At 37.7% G+C, this 14,578-nt stretch carries 10 protein-coding genes; 6 read left to right on the top strand and 4 right to left on the bottom strand.

The annotated features are described in order from the left end of the window. Nucleotides 1–189: 189 nt before the first annotated feature. A complete protein-coding gene (gene clpB / locus IQ247_RS27530; RefSeq protein ID WP_193924845.1) occupies nt 190–2,808 on the top strand; it encodes an ATP-dependent chaperone ClpB in 2,619 nt (872 codons plus the stop codon). 327 nt (nt 2,809–3,135) lie between these two features. Here the strand turns inward: clpB and pstC are convergent, their stop codons facing one another. Together pstC and IQ247_RS27520 are read right to left on the bottom strand one after the other, a co-directional pair. After that, nucleotides 3,136–4,986, bottom strand: a complete 1,851-nt coding sequence (gene pstC, locus IQ247_RS27525) for a phosphate ABC transporter permease subunit PstC (protein WP_193924844.1) — start codon at nt 4,984–4,986, stop codon at nt 3,136–3,138. Nucleotides 4,987–5,065: 79 nt separating this feature from the next. Continuing rightward, nucleotides 5,066–6,268, bottom strand: a complete 1,203-nt coding sequence (locus IQ247_RS27520; protein WP_193924842.1) for a metallophosphoesterase family protein — start codon at nt 6,266–6,268, stop codon at nt 5,066–5,068. A gap of 445 nt (nt 6,269–6,713) precedes the next feature. On the opposite strand from IQ247_RS27520, the gene pstS reads away from it, so the two are divergent. The 3 genes from pstS to IQ247_RS27505 all read left to right on the top strand — a co-directional run bounded on the left by pstS (nt 6,714) and on the right by IQ247_RS27505 (nt 11,280). Further along, nucleotides 6,714–7,781, top strand: coding sequence for a phosphate ABC transporter substrate-binding protein PstS (gene pstS, locus IQ247_RS27515; protein ID WP_193924841.1), 1,068 nt, complete (start codon nt 6,714–6,716; stop codon nt 7,779–7,781). A 1,054-nt stretch (nt 7,782–8,835) separates the two neighbouring features. Further along, nucleotides 8,836–10,548: an FHA domain-containing serine/threonine-protein kinase gene (locus IQ247_RS27510; protein ID WP_193924839.1), complete on the top strand. Its 1,713-nt coding sequence runs from the start codon at nt 8,836–8,838 to the stop codon at nt 10,546–10,548. Nucleotides 10,549–11,043: 495 nt separating this feature from the next. Beyond that, entirely contained in the window at nt 11,044–11,280 is a 237-nt protein-coding gene (locus IQ247_RS27505; protein WP_193924837.1) for a hypothetical protein, read from the top strand. A 163-nt stretch (nt 11,281–11,443) separates the two neighbouring features. Here IQ247_RS27505 and IQ247_RS27500 read toward each other — a convergent pair whose 3' ends face one another. Both IQ247_RS27500 and IQ247_RS27495 read right to left on the bottom strand, forming a co-directional pair. Then, nucleotides 11,444–12,019: a DUF924 family protein gene (locus IQ247_RS27500; RefSeq protein WP_193924835.1), complete on the bottom strand. Its 576-nt coding sequence runs from the start codon at nt 12,017–12,019 to the stop codon at nt 11,444–11,446. A 5-nt stretch (nt 12,020–12,024) separates the two neighbouring features. Then, nucleotides 12,025–12,582 (bottom strand): SRPBCC family protein, encoded by a 558-nt coding sequence (locus IQ247_RS27495; protein ID WP_193924833.1) that lies wholly within the window; start codon nt 12,580–12,582, stop codon nt 12,025–12,027. Between the two features lie 403 nt (nt 12,583–12,985). On the opposite strand from IQ247_RS27495, the gene IQ247_RS27490 reads away from it, so the two are divergent. Next, complete coding sequence (locus IQ247_RS27490; RefSeq protein ID WP_228060091.1) at nt 12,986–13,219, top strand: hypothetical protein; 234 nt, start codon at nt 12,986–12,988, stop codon at nt 13,217–13,219. Nucleotides 13,220–13,310: 91 nt separating this feature from the next. After that, nucleotides 13,311–14,549: a BaiN/RdsA family NAD(P)/FAD-dependent oxidoreductase gene (locus IQ247_RS27485; RefSeq protein WP_193924831.1), complete on the top strand. Its 1,239-nt coding sequence runs from the start codon at nt 13,311–13,313 to the stop codon at nt 14,547–14,549. Nucleotides 14,550–14,578 lie beyond the last annotated feature (29 nt).

The following is a 14,578-nucleotide window of genomic DNA, read 5'->3' as shown; positions in this document are numbered from 1 at the left end:
AGTTTGAACTGAGCGAAGCGAATGTATTTAAAATCCAAAATTATGTTAGGGAAATACGACTAACTCAGGGGTGAACACCGACCTTGTAAGATGCATGACTTTTTTTAGAATGTTTTATAGAAAGAATTGTTTATTGTTTATTTTTTATTTTTTTGTGGTAATAAAGTTGTTACCTTTTTGACAAAGCCTATGCAACCTACTAATCCAAACCAATTTACTGAAAAAGCTTGGGAGGCTATTACTCATACTCCTGAGATTGCCAAACAATTTCAACAACAGCAGATTGAAAGCGAACATTTGATGAAGGCGCTGCTGGAACAAGATGGATTAGCTGCACCGATTTTTACTAAGTTGGGTGCAAATCCTCAAAAAATCAAACAACGTACAGAAGATTTTATCAAAAATCAACCGAGAGTATCGGGTAGCAGTAGTTCTGTATACTTGGGACGTAGCTTGGATACGCTTTTAGATCGAGCTGATGGATATCGTAAGGAGTTTGGTGACGAGTATATTTCTATTGAACATTTACTGCTAGCTTATGCTAGGGATGACCGTTTTGGTAAAACTCTATTTCGAGAGAATGCTATAGATGAAAAGAAATTAAAAGATACTATTAAGCAAATTAGGGGGAGTCAAAAAGTGACTGACCAAAATCCAGAAGGTAAATATCAATCTCTGGAAAAATATGGACGTGATTTAACTCAAGCTGCTAGTGAAGGTAAACTTGATCCTGTAATTGGACGGGATGATGAAATTCGCCGTACCATTCAGATTTTGTCGCGTCGAACTAAAAATAACCCTGTACTTATTGGTGAACCCGGTGTTGGTAAAACTGCGATCGCTGAGGGTTTAGCACAGCGAATTCTCGCGGGTGATGTACCACAATCGCTCAAAGATCGCAAGCTGATAGCCTTGGATATGGGTGCTTTGATTGCGGGTGCGAAGTTCCGGGGTGAGTTTGAGGAACGTCTGAAAGCTGTATTAAAAGAAGTTACCGAATCTCAAGGTAATATAGTTCTATTTATTGATGAAATTCATACTGTTGTAGGTGCCGGTGCAACTCAAGGTGCCATGGATGCAGGTAATTTGCTCAAGCCAATGTTAGCGCGGGGTGAATTGCGTTGTATTGGTGCGACTACTTTGGACGAATATCGTAAATATATTGAAAAAGATGCAGCTTTGGAAAGACGTTTCCAACAAGTTTATGTAGACCAACCCAGCGTAGAAGATACTATTTCGATACTGCGGGGTTTGAAGGAACGATATGAAGTCCACCACGGGGTGAGAATTGCTGATAGTTCTTTGGTCGCGGCTGCTACTTTATCTAACCGTTATATTACTGACCGTTTTTTACCCGATAAAGCGATCGATTTAGTGGATGAAGCGGCGGCGCGTCTGAAAATGGAAATTACTTCCAAACCAGAAGAATTAGACGAAATTGACCGCAAAATTCTGCAATTGGAAATGGAGAAGTTATCGCTGCAAAAGGAAAGCGATAATGCTTCAAGGGAACGGTTGGAAAGGTTAGAAAAAGAACTTGCTGATTTTAAGGAAGACCAACGAGCGCTCAACAGTCAGTGGCAATCGGAAAAGGACGTAATTACGAAAATTCAGTCGGTAAAAGAAGAAATTGACCGAGTTAACTTAGAAATTCAACAAGCAGAACGGGATTACGACCTCAATCGGGCTGCCGAGTTGAAATACGGCAAGTTAACCGATTTACATCGCCAATTGGAAGCCGCTGAAACCGAACTTTCTCAAGCGCAACACAGTGGTAAATCTTTGTTACGGGAAGAAGTCACCGAAGCTGATATCGCCGAAGTTATTTCTAAATGGACGGGTATTCCTATCAGTAAGTTAGTGGAATCCGAAAAAGAGAAACTACTGCACCTTGAAGATGAACTACACAACCGCGTGATTGGACAATATGAAGCAGTAACTGCGATCGCCGATGCTATTCAACGTTCCCGTGCTGGACTTGCTGATCCCAATCGTCCCATAGCGAGCTTTATTTTCCTCGGTCCGACGGGTGTTGGTAAAACCGAATTGGGTAAAGCTTTAGCTGCTTATATGTTCGACACCGAGGAAGCGATGGTGCGGATTGATATGTCGGAATACATGGAAAAACACGCTGTTTCTCGCTTGCTTGGTGCGCCTCCGGGGTATGTTGGTTATGAAGAAGGTGGACAACTGACCGAAGCTATCCGTCGTCGTCCTTATGCGGTAATTCTCTTCGATGAAATCGAGAAAGCACACCCGGATGTATTTAACATCATGCTGCAAATCCTTGATGATGGAAGAGTTACTGATTCTCAAGGACGCACGGTGGACTTCAAGAACACGATTATCATCATGACAAGTAACATCGGTTCCCAATTCATTCTGGATGTGGCTGGAGATAATTCTCGTTATGAAGAAATGCGGAGTCGAGTTATGGAAGCGATGCGAAATAGTTTCCGTCCGGAATTTCTCAACCGGATTGATGAAATTATCTTTTTCCATGCTTTAGAGAAATCGGAATTACGCAAAATTGTCCTGTTACAAATAGAAAGATTGCGTCACAGATTAAGCGATCGCAAAATGTCTTTGAGACTTTCCGATGTTGCTATTGACTTTTTAGCAGAAGTAGGGTATGACCCGGTATTTGGTGCGCGTCCATTAAAGCGTGCGATTCAACGTGAATTAGAAACTCAAATTGCTAAATCGATTTTGCGCGGTGAATTCAATGACGGCGATACAATCTTTGTGGATGTAGAAAACGAGCGTCTTGTATTTAAGCGGGTTCCGATAGAATTAGTCACAATGTGAACAGATAACAAACGATTCAGAAGTCGGGTTTTTTGTAAATATCTATAAAACAAGATAACCATATTCTAAAAACCCGACTTCTCACCAAACGAAAGATTCAGAAGTCGGGTTTTGATCGCGATTATTTATGACTCGGTTACTGTTAAAAGATTACTGAAAAAAAACCGCAGAGACGCAGCGAAAAGTGTGGTCTTGGGGGTTTCCCCCATGAACAACTTTTCAAGACAGAGAACGCAAAGGAAAGAGATAAAGAGAAATAGGTAATTTTTGAGCGGGATAGGAGTAGTACAAACATTAATCCTAAAAACCCGTTCCCTATTCCCTTTATTACTGACGTATAAATATCCGGGAAATTATACTGACAATAAGTATGATAAAAATTATAATTAAAGCTGCTGTCCACGCTAATTGTTGGTGATTTGGGTAGGGTGATGCAACTGCAAAGTTGTAAATTAATACTGATAAAGTGGCTACAGGATTCCAAACAGTTTTGAAGCCATACTGACTAAATAAAGTTGTAAATAATAAGGGAGCGGTTTCTCCGATGGCTCGCGCCCATGCTAAAGTAATTCCAGTGACAATTGTACGCAGGGCAATCGGTAAAACAATTAGTCCAATGGTCTGAAAGTTATTTGCACTTAACGCGATCGCACCTTCTCTAAGTTCTTGAGGAACTAATTTTAACCCTTCTTCTGTAGTGCGAATAATAATAGGTAATATTAAAATTCCTAAAGCGACTCCACCAGCTACAGCAGAGAAACTCCCAGTATTCTGTACTACTACCCCATAAGCAAAAAGTCCAAAAATAATCGAAGGGACTCCACTCATAATATTAGTGATAAAGCGGATCAAGGTGGCAAACTTAGTATTTTTGCCTAATTCTGTTGTGTAAATAGCAGTTAGTATACCTAATGGCACACTGAAAACAGTGCTGATACTCACAACCACTAATGTTCCGGTAATTGCATTTCTCAAACCACCACCATTGGCTAAAGGAGGGGGTGGTAATTCTGTAAATGCTGCCATATCTAAGCGACTTATACCATTAGAAATGACGCTATAAAGTATGGAAATTAAAAACAGTAAAGTCACAAATGTCGCGAGCATGACAACAGTTGTCATTACGATACTAAAAACTTTTCGTGCCAATTTGATAGAACCAGTATCGTAAATATTTTTTGATTGTATTGTTTGAGATGAAAAATTATCCGCTAATTCAACTTTAAAATTATGGTGTACGACTTTTGGAGAAACAAAAAATTCTTTGATATTTTGGAAAAAATTGCTAATAATATGAAAACGAAAAATTATAAATTCAGCGAGAGCATTGACAAAAAATGTTAGCACCATCAATACTAAAGCAGCATAAAGCAAAGCAGAAACTTGTAACCCTTTAGATTCACTAAATTCATTAGCAATTAATGAAGCAATAGTTGAACCCGGAGCGAGTAGAGAAACATTAATCCGGTTAGCATTTCCAATTAACATTGTAGTTGCCATTGTTTCACCTAATGCTCTTCCCAATGCTAGTACTCCAGAACCAATTATTCCTGAAAGTCCAGCGGGAATTAAGATATAAATAATCGTTTCCCACCGAGTCGCACCTAATGCAAATGCATCTCGACGCAATTCTGGAGGTAGAGAAACCAGTGTATTGCGGGAAATCGCCGTGATAATTGGCAAAATCATCATAGCCAATACTATAACTGTTGGTAAAATAGCTCTCGTTGATGGTGCTGTACTAAACAGAGGAATCCAATTAAAGTTATTGTACAAAAAATCCAGTACAGGTCTGATTTGAGGCATCAAGACAAAAATACCCCATAATCCATAAACTACACTGGGGATAGCTGCTAATAATTCTACTAAAAATGTGATGGGAGCTAGAATTTTTCTAGGTAAAAAACTTTCACTCAAAAAAATAGCAATACCTAATCCCAGAGGAATTGCAATCAACAAAGCAAGCAAAGAACTAATTAAAGTCCCATAAATTTGAGGCAATATTCCGTAGATATTTTTAACAGGATTCCATTCTGTGGTTGTCAAAAATTGCCATCCAAACCTTTGCATCGCAGGGAGAGCTATCCAAAAAAGTTCTGCAACAATATACACTGAAATTCCGACAATACCAAAAGCACAAAGCAGCGTCAAAATATAGAAAATTCTATCATTAGACATTCGATTTTAGATTTTAGATTTTGGATTGTAGAAGTCGGGTTTTTTTAAATAAACCCGACTTCTTTCTACAAGAGACTTCTTATGATTCTGCACATAACTTTTTATCCAACCGCTGCTCACAAAAAGATTTTTCTTCAGCGGTTAAATCTTTATGTTCCACATCTCGCCGTAGTAAAATACCATTATGACCCGCTAAAAAACGTGGTAATTGCTTATTTTCAATTACCTTGAGAGTGCGGATATCGTAAGTAGTATAAGTCGTTAGTTCCGGTGAATCAAACTTAATATCCACAACAGTCAAAGCTTTCCAAGGTGGAATTTTAGCATCAATCAAAGGTCGCGGTCCCGAACCTAAAATACCCATGTGTAATAATTGCAACTTACCACGATGAGCCGGGTAATAGGAATGATGATGACCACTAATATAAGTGTGAACATTGTAACGCTCCAGCATTTCCCGGATTTCGTCGGCATTTTCAATCACATCCCCAGGTTGATTACGACCGACAGCAACCGCATACAAAGGTAAATGACTGAGTAAAATCCGCATTTTTGCTTGTTGTGCTTGGGGACTTGCGAGAGTTTTTTCTACCCACTCCAACTTATCCTTGGGGATGCGATGAGAGGAACCATCCCAAGCCATAAAGAAGATATCTTTATACTCAAAAGTGTAATAAAAAGGAAATTCAAATTTGTCGATAAATTTTATCCCAGGATCATGATCTGGTTGATTCCAATAAGCTGATGCTAAATCTCGCTCGTTTTGAAATAGAAAAGTCCCCTTGATTCCCACAGCACCACTAGCATCATGATTACCAATTGTGAAACCGTAGGGAAGTTTAGCACGACGTAAGGGTGCTGCTACATGGTCATCAAAAGCAGCCCACATAGCTTTGATTTGTGCTTCCGAAAGAGTAGGTCTTTGTCCAGCAACCATATCTCCACTACAAACGACCATATCAGGTTTCCAAAATGGTAATAATGCAATACCTTTGTCCACCTCTGGGTCATAATCAGTGGAACCATAAACGCTGTTCAAGTCGCTAATCACCACTAAACGTACATCACCACGTTCTGGATTAACTAAACCGGAAGGTCCAGCGCTGTTGACAATCGCAGCTGTTTCCGGAGGTAAAGGTTGCTCTGAACTTTGCTGGGTTTGAGGTGCTGTCGGTGGTGTTTGTGGTGCTTGGGGATTTTGACAAGCGTGTAGCACCAGGGTTAAACATAACCCTAATATGCATCCAATGTAAATTCGAGGAGAAAAAAACCTCAAACGCATTTTTTTATAAGTCCCAGACGAATTTTATCGATAACCATAACTTGTTTTTTGCCAAGAGAACAGCAGATGATTATACATAAAAGAAAGGATATTTCAAGTTTTTAATTTTACATTTGATTAAAGTTTTATTAAACCAAAGTTAATTTAATCTTATAGACAGGGAACAGGGAATAGGGAAGGGCTGTATAACTGAGCAGTAAATATATAAATAATTTTCCTTGGCTACTTATAGATACCATCTTAAAAAAAAATCAAGATATTTTTTTACTTGTAACCAGGAAGAATAATATATATTATTGTGATTTTTATCCTTATAGATATTTAGATTAATTTTGAATCAAGCAACAAAATAATTATTTTAAGTGATGAAAGATATAGTAAAATCTGTCGGTACTATCCTCAATCAATATTACCAAATTACCAATCAATGATAATCGAGGTTGTAATGAAATCCAAATTTAATCTTTCTCGGCGAAGTTTTATTTTTTCAATGGTGGCTGTTGCTTTCGGGATAAAAGCTTGTCAGTCTCCAACCCAAACCGAAGCTAACCAGACAGACAATAATTCTAGCGTTAGTTTGTATGGTGCCGGTGCGACATTTCCAACTTTTTTATATCTACGGTGGTTTAATGAATATAATCAGAAAAATCCTAATATTGAAATTAGCTATCAACCAGTAGGTAGCGCCGCAGGTATTCAGCAATTTATGAGTAATACGGTGGATTTTGGAGCATCCGAAGTCACTTTAACAGCAGACGAACTTGGTCAAGTTAGTCAAGGAACGTTAATGATACCAACTGCTGCTGGTAGTATTGCGATTATTTATAATTTACCAGGAATAGAAAGCGGTCTCAAAATTTCACGTCAAATCCTACCGGACATTTTTTTGGGAAAAATTATTAAATGGAATGACTCAAAAATCGCTGAATTAAATCCAGATGTCAAATTACCAGATTTACCAATTACAGTTGTTTATCGTTCCGATGGTAGCGGAACTACGGCAGCTTTTACTGCTCACTTAAGCGCCATTAGTACCCAGTGGGAAAAAGAAGTTGGCACCGGACTAAATGTAAAATGGCCAACAGGTGTTGCAATTAAAGATAATGCAGGAATCAGCGCCCAAATTCAACAAGCAGAAGGAACAATTGGTTACGTTGAATACGCATTTGCCAAACAGTTAGATTTAGCAACTGTGGCTGTAGAAAATAAATCTGGTCAGTTTGTAGAACCAAATAATGATAGTACAGCCAAAGCCTTAGCAACCATCAAACTCTCAGAAGATTTAACTGGTTCTGTTGCTGATCCAGATGCTGCTGATTCCTATCCTATCATTACTTATAGTTGGCTTTTAGTTTACAAACGCTACGAAGACTCTCAAAAAGCCAAAGCATTAAGAGAAGTTATCGAATGGGGATTGACTGAAGGGCAAAAATTTGGTCCAGAATTGGGTTATGTACCTTTACCATCAGAAGTTGTGAATAAAGCTTCTGCTGCACTATCTCAAATTACTTAAAGGAAGTTTTATTTGTTTATTTTTTCTAATAAATGTAGCTAAAATCAAAGCTGCTTATCGACAAAGATAACAGAGATTATTACTTTGAATTGTTAGCTAGATAACTAAATTGACATCTAGCCAAATACTAGGGTAAAACTTGAATAGTTAGACCACTATTGTGTTATTTATTAAGGAATATTAATCATACAGAAACAAGTAAAATATACTGAGAGTAAAGTGTTAATTATTTATGACTGTCTAATTGCAACAAATGTAACAAAATGGAGAAATAAATGTATTTAAAGCAAATTTATCGATTTGGTAAATAACTGCCAAAGTGGCAACAACCGACCTGAAAATTTGTTATTCATTTATTTACCAACTTGGTTAAATTTCTTTTTGAAAGCATTAAATTAGAGTGTAATTAATTAAAGATGTTATCGGGGAAAAAAATTATAATGCTGAATAATTATTTACAGTTAAACTCAGTAAAGGAAAAAAATACATTATCTGAATTTCTCACAAGTAAGTGATAAGCGTTGAGTGACGAATTGATTTTCCCACTACTCACTACTACTTCCAACTTCCTTCTTGTTTGTGAGAAATGCGGGATTAACATTACTCTCTTGCCCTAAACAGATTATTTATATCTCTCTAGCTGTTTTCGCTGCGTCTAGCAAGGTTTTTTTTACAGCTAATCTTATAGGGGAATAGGAGTAGTTGAATCCTTTATTTGCATAACTTGCCGGGGAACGCCGGTTAGTGCAGGCTTTGAAGGCGGTGTACCGTCTTGGCATCTACATTTGACCGCGAAAGGTGGTCAGCGTTATACCGCTGACTTTTCAACTACCCCATTGATTGAATAATTGTTTGTAACTAACTCAAAAATTTCATATCAGGAATGAAATGTCCTTTGATAATAGATATTTCATCACCATTTCACAAGCCACTTGTTCTATTGCAAAAATCAGACCTAATTTTTTGTGTGGCTATAGAATCTAAAATGGTATTTGATATAGTTACAAATTAGAGGGGAAAGCGCAAAAACTACTTTTTTAAAAACCGTACTAGCATGATTGGTCAGTTACTAGCAGGACGTTACAAAGTTCTCCAAATATTAGCTGAAGGAGGCTTTGGACAAACTTATATATGTTCGGATATTCACCTTCCCGGAAAACCTAAATGCGTTCTAAAGCATTTAAAGACTACTAGTACCTCACGGTCAGCTTTAGAAGCAGCTAGAAGGTTGTTTCAAAAAGAAGCCGATACACTACAACAGTTGGGAAATCACGACCAAATACCCAGACTATTAGCTTATTTTGAAGACAATAATCAATTTTATTTAGTACAAGAATTAATCGAAGGACATTCTTTTAGTCGGGAATTACCCAAAGGAATAAAGTTAAGTCAAAGCCAAGTTATAGCTATTTTGACCGAAATATTGTCGATTTTACAATTTGTCCACAATCAAGGAGTAATTCACCGTGATATTAAACCTGATAATCTAATTAGACGTACTTCAGATAATAAATTGGTCTTAATTGATTTTGGTGCAATCAAACAAGTACGCAGCCAAACGGCAACCAACACCGGACAACAAAATGTGACCCTAGTTGTAGGAACGCGGGGCTATATGCCTTCCGAACAAATCAGACGTTTACCGCGCCCTAGTAGCGATATTTACGCTTTGGGAATGATCGCTATTCAAGCATTAACGGGTATATATCCTTACGAACTTCAAGACGATCCGAATACCGGAGAAATACTTTGGGAACATCTGAGAGAAGTAGACTCAGCCTTTAGTGAAGTTTTAAATAAGATGACACGCTACCATTTTAAAGAGCGTTATCAAACTGTCGATGAAGTCATACAAGCGTTAAAAGAATTACCAATTCTGCAAGAATCAGCTTTAACTGTACAAACTAATCATAATAATTTGTGCGAATTGACTTTAGAGTGGGAAGAAGCAAACGAAACTAAAACTTATAAAATTACCAATAATCAATTAAGTAAAATTCCTGGTAAATTTCGTATCGGTCGCGACCCCCAAGATTGCGATATTGTTTTATCAGAACCGACAGTATCTGCGTTACACGTAGAAATATTTTTCAATCAGGAAAAAGAAAAATTTTATTTGCGAAATCTCCGTCAGAAAAATCCACCAATTCTTGATGGTCAATTACTTTTAGCAGGAGAAATGCCACTTTCTATCTCCAGTGTAATGCGTTTGGGGCAGCAGAATTTAAAAGTCAAGGAAATTACTTCCCAACAGTCTCCTAGCAACTATATTCCTGAAGATTACAAACATAATAAACTTGCTATTATACCACAACAGCCGATAACCAAAACTGCACGACTTCCCAAAATCAACAGCAATTTAGAAAAACCCCCAACTACAACTTCACCTCCAGAAACTACAGATTCAATAATGCCAACATTCAAAAATGTACTACCGATTGGGGTACAAACTATAGGTGTTGCGACTGTTTTAGCTGCTGTGGGAGGATTCGCATTAATCAATACTGGTCAATTAGGTAAAGCCAATTCGCAACACAACAATTTGCTATCACAACAACCCCAACTGTGTCGCATTGTTGCTCCCACAGAGTTAACAAAATTACCAGAATTACGCCATCAACCTTATAGAGAAGTGGAAGGATTTAAAGAATTGAATCAAGCCGAGAAAGTTTTGTTCCTAAAGACTCAAGGTGATTTTGTCCAAATTAAACTTTCCGATGGTACTCAAGGTTGGATTTTTTGGGACCAACTACAGCCTTGTGATTAATAGACAAGCACCTTTAAGAGTTATCAGTTATCAGTTATCAGTTATCAGTAACGTTTATACTTGGGAAAGGGCTAGTCCCCCACCGATCGTTGGTGGTCGGCGTCTTCTGTATTAGTTTAAATCCCTCACCATACTAAGAGTGTTTACTGTTCACTGTATGACGCTACCGCGCTTCACTGTTTTAAACTTGGATCTTTAACCTTCGACCTTCAACCTTTGACCTTTACTGGTAACTGATAATACGTATTTTCCTGCTGGCGTGACTAATGATACGTAAATAAAATAATACATATTATTAGCTTTTTGCGTTCCAGACTGATTCATAGATTGTTTTGAAGTGGTAGTGTTGGAACAATATTTTTTCATGAACATCTATGAAATTTATCCGTATAACTACTCCCAAGCTATGAATAGGAAGTTATCTGAAACCAAATCTACAACTTTAAGTATGTAGTTTTTAATAAATAATTAGCACCAATGAGGAGATAGGGTTTTATGTCATTAGAACGGGTTGATGCTTTCTACAAAGATTTGATGATAAATCAAGAAGTTTACGAAGAATACTATAAAAAGTGTTCTGTAAAAGGTACTTTTGGTGTCTGGAGTTGGGATAAAACCAAGATAGTTGATTTTGCTGCGACTTTAGGTTACGAATTTTCCGAATCAGAATTAGATGAGGTTTTATTTAATGCGGGAGCGTTAACTGATAATAAATCTTTTAATTTACGTTAATAAGTAATGCGTGGATATTGAGTTTAAATTTCAAGGTTTAATTTCAAGATTAAAATACCTCTTACTTATTAACATCAGAAAAATTAGTTAGGTAGAATTTTTGATTAGACACAAAGACTTGTATCGATTTGATATTAGGTCTTTGTGTCTTAATAAACTACGATTAAAATCGCGCTCCTGGTTCTTTCAAAAACTCTTTTTCTTCCGGAGTTGAAGGTCTTCCCAAAATGATATTACGATGGGGAAAACGTCCAAAACGTTCAATTACCGACCGATGACGAATTGCGTTTTCAATAGCACTTGCACTATCTTTGTCCCCACTAACTTTCTGGAATAACTTTACCGCTTGACGCTGATGGTCAATATTTTCGCTGTGTACAAAAGGTAAGTACACAAACCAACGCTGTACGTTTAATAATTGACGATCGTAACCTTGAGCGATGGCAAGATGTGCAGTTGAGAGTGCTTCCCAATCGGTAGCAAAGGCTTGGGGAGTTTCGCGAAAGATATTCCGAGGAAATTGATCTAATAGCAGAATCAAAGCCAAACAGCTCAAGGGAGAATCTTTCCATTCATCTAAGTATCCTCCTGCTGCTTTTTCGTAATCTATAAGAAAACGTCTTCGTAATTCTTCATCAAACTCTGGTTCTTTCGCAAACCAAACTTTTTTGGGTTTACCGTAGTCCGCGTCTTCCGGATTACCAAACCAAAAGTTAAGAATTTCATTTGCCTGTGACATCGCTTTTACATTCCCTTACAAAGGACTTGTCGCATTTTACGCATATTAGCAGGCAATTCAAAATTCATCGCTTGTTGAATAAACATTGAAGGTATAGGAATGATCGGAGTAGCTTGTACTGAATAAGTCAACAGAGTACCGTTACCATAGTCTTGCAACTTGATATCCGCACTGAAATCATGAAAAGTACCTTTATCAAGTTTAAATTGGATTTTGTTGCCAAAATCTTCGACTACATTTAAATATATATCGACTTTCGCCGTAAACATCATAAAAGCTTTTTGTGCTGCCTGATACAGACGTTTGACTTCGCCCTTGTGTATAATTTCACTCTTGGTAATGTCAGGGAAGTACTGTACCCAACGTGGATAATCAGTTATATTTTGCCAGACTTGAGAACGTACTAGTGGTAAATACATTTTGGCACTAACACAGCCACCCCAGGCATTATGAGAACGTGTTTCTACTAAAATTTCGCCGCTCAGTAATGCTGCTTGCTTATCCTGACTCCAAGTCATATCAGAACCTGTAGTAAATAAGTCTGAAAAAAAAGACGCAGACATAATATTTCGCTTGCTCCTCGATATTCCACACACACTTTGACAAAGGATAAGAACTCTATAATTTGTAATTTTTAATTTTTATAATTTATATAGAGCCTTATTCTAATATTCTAATTCCAGTCCAATATACAAGTATTCCGGAACTAGGTTTGACTGTAGTCTATTATTCCCAAAATTTACCTAAAAATATGTCAACATTATCACTAATATTGTAAAGAGTTGATGTTAAAGAGTTGGTGGATAGTGGATGGTGGATAGTGGTTGGTGGATAGTGGTTGGTGGATAGTGGATGGTGGATAGTGGTTGGTGGATGGTGGATAGTGGTTGGTGGATGGTGGATGGTGGTTAGTAGAAAATAACAACTGTCAACTGTCAACTATCAAATGTCAACTATTTCGCTAGAATGTCACAAACACTGTTAATTAAAGAGGAATATGAGGTGAGCCAATCATCTAAATTGAATCAAAAATTAACCCAAGCTTTTGGGATGTTTTTGGGAATTGCGATCGCGGTATGGGTACTCAGGGGTTTAGGTATCCTGACTTTTGTTCCTGGGGGAGTTATTTTACTGTTATTCTTGGCTGCAATTGCTTTCGGGATTCTGAGCTACGTGCAAAAAATTTGGTGGCGTTTTTAGCTAGCTTTTTTTATATGTACTTTTTAGATGTACAAGTAAAAAGGGCGGATTTTTTCTTAATATAAGAATTAGTTTATAAATAGTTCGGAAGTTGCAACCATTAAAAATTGTAATTGTAGGTGGTGGGGCTGCGGGGTTTTTTGCGGCTTGTTCAGCGGCTAAAACCAACGAGAATGCCTCTGTTCTCTTACTTGAAGCAAGTCGCGAATTATTGGCGAAGGTGCGGATTTCTGGCGGGGGACGCTGTAATGTGACTCACGCTGTTTTCGATCCGAAAAATTTTATCCAAAATTATCCCAGAGGTTCAAAAGCTTTATTGGGTGCTTTTTTTCGTTTTCAAGCTCAAGATACTGTAAATTGGTTTACTTGTGAGGGAGTGAAGCTAAAAACTGAAGCGGATGGACGGATGTTTCCCATTACTGATAATTCGGAAACAATTGTGGATTGCTTGATCAAAACTGCTTGTGCTTATCGGGTAGAAATTCGCACGGGTTCACCTGTAGTAGCGGTGAAATTTCAAGAATTAGAAGATAAATCTAGATTTGAAATTGTACTTAAATCTGGAGAAATTTTACAATGCGATAAATTGTTGTTAGCAACTGGTAGTAATCCTGTAGGTTACAGAATCGCCAAACAACTAGGTCATCAAGTTGAACCAACAGTTCCTTCTTTATTTACCTTCAATATTTTAGATCAAGAATTGCGAAACTTAGCTGGTGTTAGTGTTGACTCCGTACAGCTACGTTTATCGGTACCGGGAAAACCGCAGCTAGAACAATTAGGGCCGTTATTAATTACTCATTGGGGTTTAAGTGGTCCTGCGGTACTAAAACTTTCGGCTTGGGGTGCGAGAATATTCCATGAATGCGGCTACAAAGGTACTTTGTCTATTAATTGGCTACCCAATTTAAATCAAGAACAATTGCGAAAAGAATTATTACAGGTCAAAAGCGAACATGGAAAAAGGGCGATCGCCTTACACCGAGGAATTAAATTACCCCATCGCTTATGGCAATATCTCATATGCCGCGCCGGTATAGAAAAAGAAACACGTTGGGCAGAATTACTTAAAAAGGATTTAAATAAGTTAGTAGAGGAACTCACTCAAGGACAATACATCATCGGTGGTAAAGGAGTTTTTAAAGACGAATTTGTTACCTGTGGGGGGATTAAACTCAAAGAAGTCAACTTTAAAACAATGGAAAGCCGTTTGGTAAAAGGACTTTACTTTGCCGGAGAAATCCTTGATATCGATGGTATTACCGGCGGTTTTAACTTCCAAAGCGCTTGGACAACCGGATATTTAGCGGGTTTGGGAATGGGAAGTTAGGAGTTGACAGTTGACAGTTAATTTCTCCC

It is taken from the genome of Plectonema cf. radiosum LEGE 06105, from assembly GCF_015207665.1.
In the GTDB taxonomy this organism is placed as follows: domain Bacteria; phylum Cyanobacteriota; class Cyanobacteriia; order Cyanobacteriales; family Nostocaceae; genus Rivularia; species Rivularia radiosa_A.
The sequence above is the reverse complement of the archived record's forward strand: the minus strand, read 5'-3'. Positions and strand labels throughout refer to the sequence as shown.

Excerpts from the sequence above, each read along its gene's own strand:
- clpB (WP_193924845.1), top strand. The coding sequence starts at position 190 with ATGCAACCTACTAATCCAAACCAATTTACTGAAAAAGCTTGGGAGGCT.
- pstC (WP_193924844.1), bottom strand. The coding sequence starts at position 4,986 with ATGTCTAATGATAGAATTTTCTATATTTTGACGCTGCTTTGTGCTTTT.
- IQ247_RS27520 (WP_193924842.1), bottom strand. The coding sequence starts at position 6,268 with ATGCGTTTGAGGTTTTTTTCTCCTCGAATTTACATTGGATGCATATTA.
- pstS (WP_193924841.1), top strand. The coding sequence starts at position 6,714 with ATGAAATCCAAATTTAATCTTTCTCGGCGAAGTTTTATTTTTTCAATG.
- IQ247_RS27510 (WP_193924839.1), top strand. The coding sequence starts at position 8,836 with ATGATTGGTCAGTTACTAGCAGGACGTTACAAAGTTCTCCAAATATTA.
- IQ247_RS27505 (WP_193924837.1), top strand. The coding sequence starts at position 11,044 with ATGTCATTAGAACGGGTTGATGCTTTCTACAAAGATTTGATGATAAAT.
- IQ247_RS27500 (WP_193924835.1), bottom strand. The coding sequence starts at position 12,019 with ATGTCACAGGCAAATGAAATTCTTAACTTTTGGTTTGGTAATCCGGAA.
- IQ247_RS27495 (WP_193924833.1), bottom strand. The coding sequence starts at position 12,582 with ATGTCTGCGTCTTTTTTTTCAGACTTATTTACTACAGGTTCTGATATG.
- IQ247_RS27490 (WP_228060091.1), top strand. The coding sequence starts at position 12,986 with ATGTCACAAACACTGTTAATTAAAGAGGAATATGAGGTGAGCCAATCA.